This is a genomic window from Quisquiliibacterium sp., assembly GCF_982640115.1.
In genome coordinates, this window is record NZ_CEXFHW010000210.1 from 1 (window position 1) to 6,001 (window position 6,001).

Consider the following 6,001-nt stretch of genomic DNA (forward strand, 5'->3'; position numbering starts at 1 on the left):
GCGGCGGCCCGCGGGCCGCCGCCCTGGTTGGGCTGGGACCGGCTGTCGCCGATCAGCGGAAGCCCATCTTCTGCTTGAGTTCCTGGTCGACCCAGATCCGGGCGTAGATCGGTCCCGGCCGGACGGCGCCGGCGCGCAGTTCGCCGCCGTAGTTCTTGACCCAGGGCCACCAGGCCACATAGGTGTAGCCGGTGGGCAGCCAGATGTAGGGCGCCTTGTCGAGCACCTCACGGGTCATCTCCCTGAGCATCTGCTGGCGCTTGCCCTCGTCACGCTCGGCGTACATCGCCCAGACCTTCTTGTCGAGCGCCGGATCGGAGTACTTCGACGGGTTCCAGAGCTGGCCGCTGACGAAGCTCTTGCGGATGCTGGTGCTGGGGTTGGTGTGCCCGTTGTCCATGAAGTAGCCAGGACCGTGGGTGCTGGAGGTCATGCGCGAGAGAAAGGCGCCGTACTCGAGCGGCTCGATCTGCAGCTTCACGCCCACCTTCTCGAGGTAGGCCGCGACCATCGGGATCAGGTCCATGTGCACCGGGCTGCACGAGCAGACCTGCACCTTGAAGCTGAAACCGTTGGGGTGGCCGGCCTCGGCGAGCAGCTTCTTCGCCTTGTCGGGGTTGTAGGTGAAGAGCTCCTTCACCGATTCGGGCATGGCCGACAGCGGCTCGTAGTAGCCGGTGTAGTCGGGGTGCATGGGGTAGCCCAGCATTTCGGCGTTGCCGCCCCAGAACGACTTGACGATCTCCTGCTTGTTGACCGCCATGTTCAGCGCGCGTCGCACGCGGATGTCGTCGAAGGGCTTCTGATCGACCCGCATCGCCAGGAAGGTGCCGACCATGGCGAGCGAGCGGTCCCACTTGAGCTGGGGCGCGTTCTTCTTCAGCTCGGGCACGGCACTCCAGCGCACGGCCTCGTGGATGTCGAGCTTGCCGGTTCGCAGCGCCGCGTAGGAGGCGGCCTCGTCCTTCATGGTGCGGTAGATCACCTTGTCGACGAAGGGGATCTTGTACTGGGCCCCCGCGATGGTCTCCTTGTCCCAGTAGCCGGGGTTCTTCGTGAAGGTGGTCTGGTTGCCGTTGACGAAATCGGTGAGCATGAACGGCCCGGTGCCGTTGTGGTTCTTCCAGTCCTTGGCGCCCGCCGCGATCACCTCCTTGGGGAAGATGCCCGAGTAGTAGCCCCAGCCGAAGCGATAGTCCCACTCGGCAAAGTAGTCCTTGAAGGTGAAGAGGACGGTGTGCTTCTCGGTGGCCTCCACCTTGACCACATGGTCGAAGAAGGTGGGCACCTTCTTGGGGCTGTTGTTGAGGTGGTTGAAGCTGAAGACCACATCGTCGGCGACCAGCTCGCGTGCGGCCATCACGCCCTTCTTCTCGGGGAACATCACGCCCTTGCGCAGCTTGACCTCCAGGCGCAGCGGGTTCTCCATCCAGCGCCAGGTCTCGGCCAGCTCGCCGCGGATCGCGTCGAGCGGCAGCCAGGCGTCGGCCACGAACTGGTGCTTGCCGCCGCGGCTGCGGGCCTTGCTCAGGTCGGCGGCGAACAGCTGCTCGAAGTACTGGCCGCTGTCATGGTTGGCCTTCCAGTTCCAGTCGGCCGGGTCCCAGGTGAGGGCATTGATGGTGTAGTAGACGTTCGCGATGTTCAGCGTGCCACCGTACTGCGGCTTCTCGGGCGCCTGGGCCGCGGCCGGGATGGCACCGGCCGCGAGCGCCGCGCCGATCGAGCTGGCCAGCAGGAAGTTTCTCAGCCTGGATGATTTCATCATCGTCTCCTGGTGATGCCGCGGGCGCGGGGCTTCGGCCTGCGGCGGGTGAGGCGGGGCCGTCCGGTGGCGGCGCCCGGTGGATGTCTCAGCGTGAGCCGCGCAGCCGCGGATCGAGCAGGTCGCGCAGGGTGTCACCGAACACATTGGTGGCGTAGACCACCACGGTCAGGCACAGCCCTGGTGCCAGCGCAAGCCATGGCCCCTGGAACATGTAGGTCCGTCCGCCGCCCGAGAGCATGCCGCCCCAGGTGGGTGCCGGCGGCGGCACGCCCAGGCCGAGGAAGGACAGGCCGGATTCGGCCAGGATCACCGCGCCCACCCGGGTGGTGAACAGCACGATGATCGGCGGCAGGATGTTGGGCAGGATGTGCCGCCACAGGATGCGGCCGGTGGTCGAGCCGATGGACTGGGCGGCGTGCACATACATGTTCTCGCGCACCGACACCACCGCGCTGCGGATGATCCGCGAGCCGGCGATGCCCAGCAGCAGGCCCAGGGTGCCGATGATCTGCGGCATGCCGGGGCCGAGCACCGACACCACCACGATCAGGATGATCAGGTCGGGGAAGCTCATCCAGGCGTCGACGAAGCGCTGGGTGACCATGTCGGTCTTGCCACCGAGATAGCCGGTGAGGATGCCGATCACCACCGACACCACCGTGGCCAGGGTGGCCGCCGACAGGCCGATGATCACCGACAGCTGCGCCCCGTAAAGGCAGCGCGAGAGCATGTCTCGGCCGAGGTTGTCGGTGCCGAAGGGGAACTCGAGCGAGGGGGGCTTGAGCCGGTTGATCGGGCTGATCTCGTTCATGCCGTAGGGCGCCAGGAAATCGGCGAACACCCCGCAGAACAGGAAGATCAGGAAAACCACCCCGCCGGCGGCGCCCAGCGGCTTGGTGCGGAACAGCCGGCTGAGAAAGCCCGGGGGCGCGGGCCGCGCGGGGGCGGCGCTGGCGGCAGCGGTGGCGCTCATGAACGGACCCTCACGCGCGGGTCGAGCAGGCCGTAGCTCAGGTCGACCACCAGGTTGATGAGCATGACCGCCAGACCCACCACCAGGAACACCCCGGTGATGATCGGATAGTCGCGCTGGTTGACGGCGTCGAGCAGCAGCGTGCCCATGCCGGGGATGCCGAAGATCTGTTCGATGATCACCGCGCCGCCGATCACCAGCGGCGCCTGCAGGCCGATCAGGGTGACCACCGGGATGAGCGCGTTGCGCAGCGCGTGGCGGAACACCACCAGACGCTCGGGCAGGCCCTTGGCCATGGCGGTGCGGATGTAGTCCTGGCGCAGCACCTCGAGCATCATGGTGCGGGTCATGCGCATGGTGACCGCCGAGAGCGCGGCGCCGAGCACCGCTGCCGGCACCAGCATCTGCTGCAGGTTGCCGATCGGGTCTTCGGTGAAGGCGATGTAGCTCACCTCGGGCGACCAGCCCCAGAAGATGGAGGGGATCACCACCACCATGGTGCCCAGCCAGAAGCTGGGGATGGCCAGCAGCAGGATGGAGAAGGAGCGGGCGATGTAGTCGCCCGCGGTGTCCTGGCGGATGGCCGAGTAGATGCCCACCGGCAGGGCGATGCTCAGTCCGATCAGGATGGCGAACAGCCCGAGTTCGAAGGTGACCGGCAGCCGCTCGACGAGACGGTCGACCACCGGGGTGGCCTGCCACAGCGAGTTGCCCATGTCACCGCGCAGCAGGTTGCCCACCCAGGTGAGGTACTGCGACCACATCGGCTGATCGAGGCCTAGGGTTCGCATCAGGGCCTCGCGGTCGAGCTTGCTGGCGCTGATGTCGTTCTGGCTGAGCATCATGTCGATGATGTCGCCGGGGATCAGCCGCACCGTGCAGAACACGATGATGCTGGCGAAGATCAGGGTGGGAATCAGCGCCAGCAGGCGGCGCGCGATGTAGGCCTGCATGACTCAGCCCCGTGGTGCCGGCCGCCGCGAGGGCGAACCCGGGATTCGAATGGCCGAGCGCAAGCGCTGCCGGGCGGCGTGGGGCATGGGTCTCCTCGTTGGACGGCCCCTGCTCCTTGCTGGAGTCTGTCGGGGTCCGGGTTCGGATCACTGTAGGTCACAACGCTCGCGCGGCGCAAGGCGGCGCCCCGACCGGCGTTCCGGGGCGCATACCGGAAATTCGAAATCGGCGTGACGGCCGGCGCCGGCATGGGATGTGGCAAGCTCTCGCCGGCCCCGATCCCATACCAGGAGACACCTGATGTCGTTGTTCAATCTCGATGGCAAGGTCGCCGTCATCACCGGATCCTCGCGCGGCATCGGTCGCGCCATCGCCGAGCGCATGGCCGAGCAGGGCGCGCGCGTGGTGGTGTCCTCGCGCAAGGAGGCTGCCTGCCTCGAGGTGGTCGCGGCGATCGAGGCCCGCCACGGCAAGGGCCGCGCGATCGCGGTGCCGGCCAGCATCTCGTCCAAGGACGACATCGGCCGGCTCATCGAGGAGACCATGGCCGCCTTCGGCCGCATCGACATCCTGGTCTGCAATGCCGCCTCCAACCCGTACTACGGACCGATGGCCGGCATCTCGGACGACCAGTTCCGCAAGATCCTCGACAACAACATCGTCTCCAATCACTGGCTGGTGCAACTGGTGGCCCCGCAGATGATCGAGCGCCGCGACGGCTCGATCATCATCGTGTCCTCGATCGGCGGGCTGCGCGGCTCGCCGGTGATCGGCGCGTACTGCATCTCCAAGGCCGCCGACGCACAGCTCGCCCGCAACCTGGCGGTGGAGTACGGCCCGCACAATGTGCGCGTGAACTGCATCTCGCCCGGCCTGATCAAGACCGATTTCGCGCGCGCGCTCTGGGAAAACCCCGAGACCGCCACCCGTGCCACCGCCACCACCCCGCTGCGGCGCATCGGCCAGCCCGACGAGATCGCCGGCGCGGCGGTGTTCCTCGCCTCGGCCGCCGGCAGCTACCTCACCGGCCAGAACATCGTCGTCGACGGCGGCGCCACCATCTGAACCCCATCCCCGCCGCCCCGGTCGCGGCGAGCCTGCCCGGAGTCCTGCCATGAATGCCCTCACCGAACCCGAGACCCTCGCCACCTTCCGCGCCGAGACCCGCGCCTGGCTGGAGGCCAACTGTCCGGCCGAGATGCGCCGCCCGGTCACCAGCGAGAACGACACCTGCTGGGGTGGGCGCAACTTCACCTTCCAGTCCGAGGCCCAGCGTCTCTGGATGACCCGCATGGCCGAGAAGGGCTGGACCGTGCCCGACTGGCCGCGCGAATACGGCGGTGCGGGGCTGTCGCGCGCCGAGGTCAAGGTGCTGCGCGAGGAGATGCGTGCGCTGGGCTGCCGCTCGCCGCTGGACAGCTTCGGCATCTGGATGCTCGGACCGGCGCTGCTGCGCTACGGCAATGCCGAGCAGAAGGCCGAGCACCTGCCGCGCATCGCCCGCGGCGAGATCCGCTGGTGCCAGGGCTACTCCGAGCCCAATGCCGGCTCCGACCTTGCCTCGCTCGCCACCCGCGCCGATCTGCAGGGCGACCACTTCATGGTCAACGGCCAGAAGATCTGGACTTCCTACGCCGACAAGGCCGACTGGATCTTCTGCCTCGTGCGCACCGACTTCTCCGCGAAGAAGCACGAGGGCATCAGCTTCCTGCTGTTCGACATGGCCTCGCCCGGCGTCACCACCCGACCCATCCAGCTGATCTCGGGCAAGTCGCCGTTCTGCGAGACCTTCTTCGATAACGTCCAGGTACCGCGGCGCAATCTGGTCGGCGAGATGAACCGCGGCTGGGAGATCGCCAAGTACCTGCTCACCCACGAGCGCGCCTCGATCAGCGGCATGGGCACCCGCAGCGCCGGCCGGCCGCTGCCCGAGACGGCGCTCGCCTCGGTGGGCGCCGATCCGCAGGGCCGCCTGGCCGATCCGCTGCTGCGGGCGCGGCTGGCGGAGTTCGAGGTCGACGAGGCCGCGTTCGGGCTGATGCTCGAGCGCACCGGCGATCTCGCCCGCCAGGGCCAGTCCGACCCGGCCTTCTCGTCGGTGCTCAAGTACTACGGCGCCGAGCTCAACAAGCGGCGCTACGAGCTCGCGATGCAGGCCGCCGGCAGCGACGGTCTCGAGTGGGAAAGCGAGCGCTCCGACGACGGCGCGCTTGCTCGCGGCTGGCTGCGCACCAAGGCCAACTCGATCGAAGGCGGCACCAGCGAAGTCCAGCTGAACATCGTCGCCAAGCGCATCCTCGGGCTGC

The 6,001-nt window shown here is 67.8% G+C and carries 5 protein-coding genes; 2 read left to right on the forward strand and 3 right to left on the reverse strand.

Annotated elements, in window-relative coordinates; genetic code table 11:
* Positions 1-52 precede the first annotated feature (52 nt).
* The 3 genes from AC2H6A_RS17210 to AC2H6A_RS17220 all read right to left on the reverse strand — a co-directional run bounded on the left by AC2H6A_RS17210 (position 53) and on the right by AC2H6A_RS17220 (position 3,694).
* Positions 53-1,765 carry an ABC transporter substrate-binding protein gene (locus tag AC2H6A_RS17210; protein ID WP_484274944.1) on the reverse strand — a complete coding sequence of 571 codons (1,713 nt, stop codon included), beginning with the start codon at positions 1,763-1,765 and terminating at the stop codon, positions 53-55.
* An 88-nt stretch (positions 1,766-1,853) separates the two neighbouring features.
* A complete protein-coding gene (locus AC2H6A_RS17215; RefSeq protein ID WP_484274945.1) occupies positions 1,854-2,741 on the reverse strand; it encodes an ABC transporter permease in 888 nt (295 codons plus the stop codon).
* Complete coding sequence (locus tag AC2H6A_RS17220) at positions 2,738-3,694, reverse strand: ABC transporter permease (protein ID WP_484274946.1); 957 nt, start codon at positions 3,692-3,694, stop codon at positions 2,738-2,740. Before AC2H6A_RS17220 ends, AC2H6A_RS17215 begins: the two co-directional genes overlap by 4 nt.
* Before the next feature lie 301 nt (positions 3,695-3,995).
* Here AC2H6A_RS17220 and AC2H6A_RS17225 point away from each other — a divergent pair, with 301 nt between their 5' ends.
* Both AC2H6A_RS17225 and AC2H6A_RS17230 read left to right on the forward strand, forming a co-directional pair.
* On the forward strand, positions 3,996-4,760 hold the full coding sequence (locus tag AC2H6A_RS17225; RefSeq protein ID WP_484274947.1) for an SDR family NAD(P)-dependent oxidoreductase: 765 nt from the start codon (positions 3,996-3,998) through the stop codon (positions 4,758-4,760).
* Between the two features lie 49 nt (positions 4,761-4,809).
* The coding region (locus AC2H6A_RS17230; RefSeq protein ID WP_484274948.1) for an acyl-CoA dehydrogenase family protein at positions 4,810-6,001 on the forward strand (1,192 nt) is incomplete at its 3' end.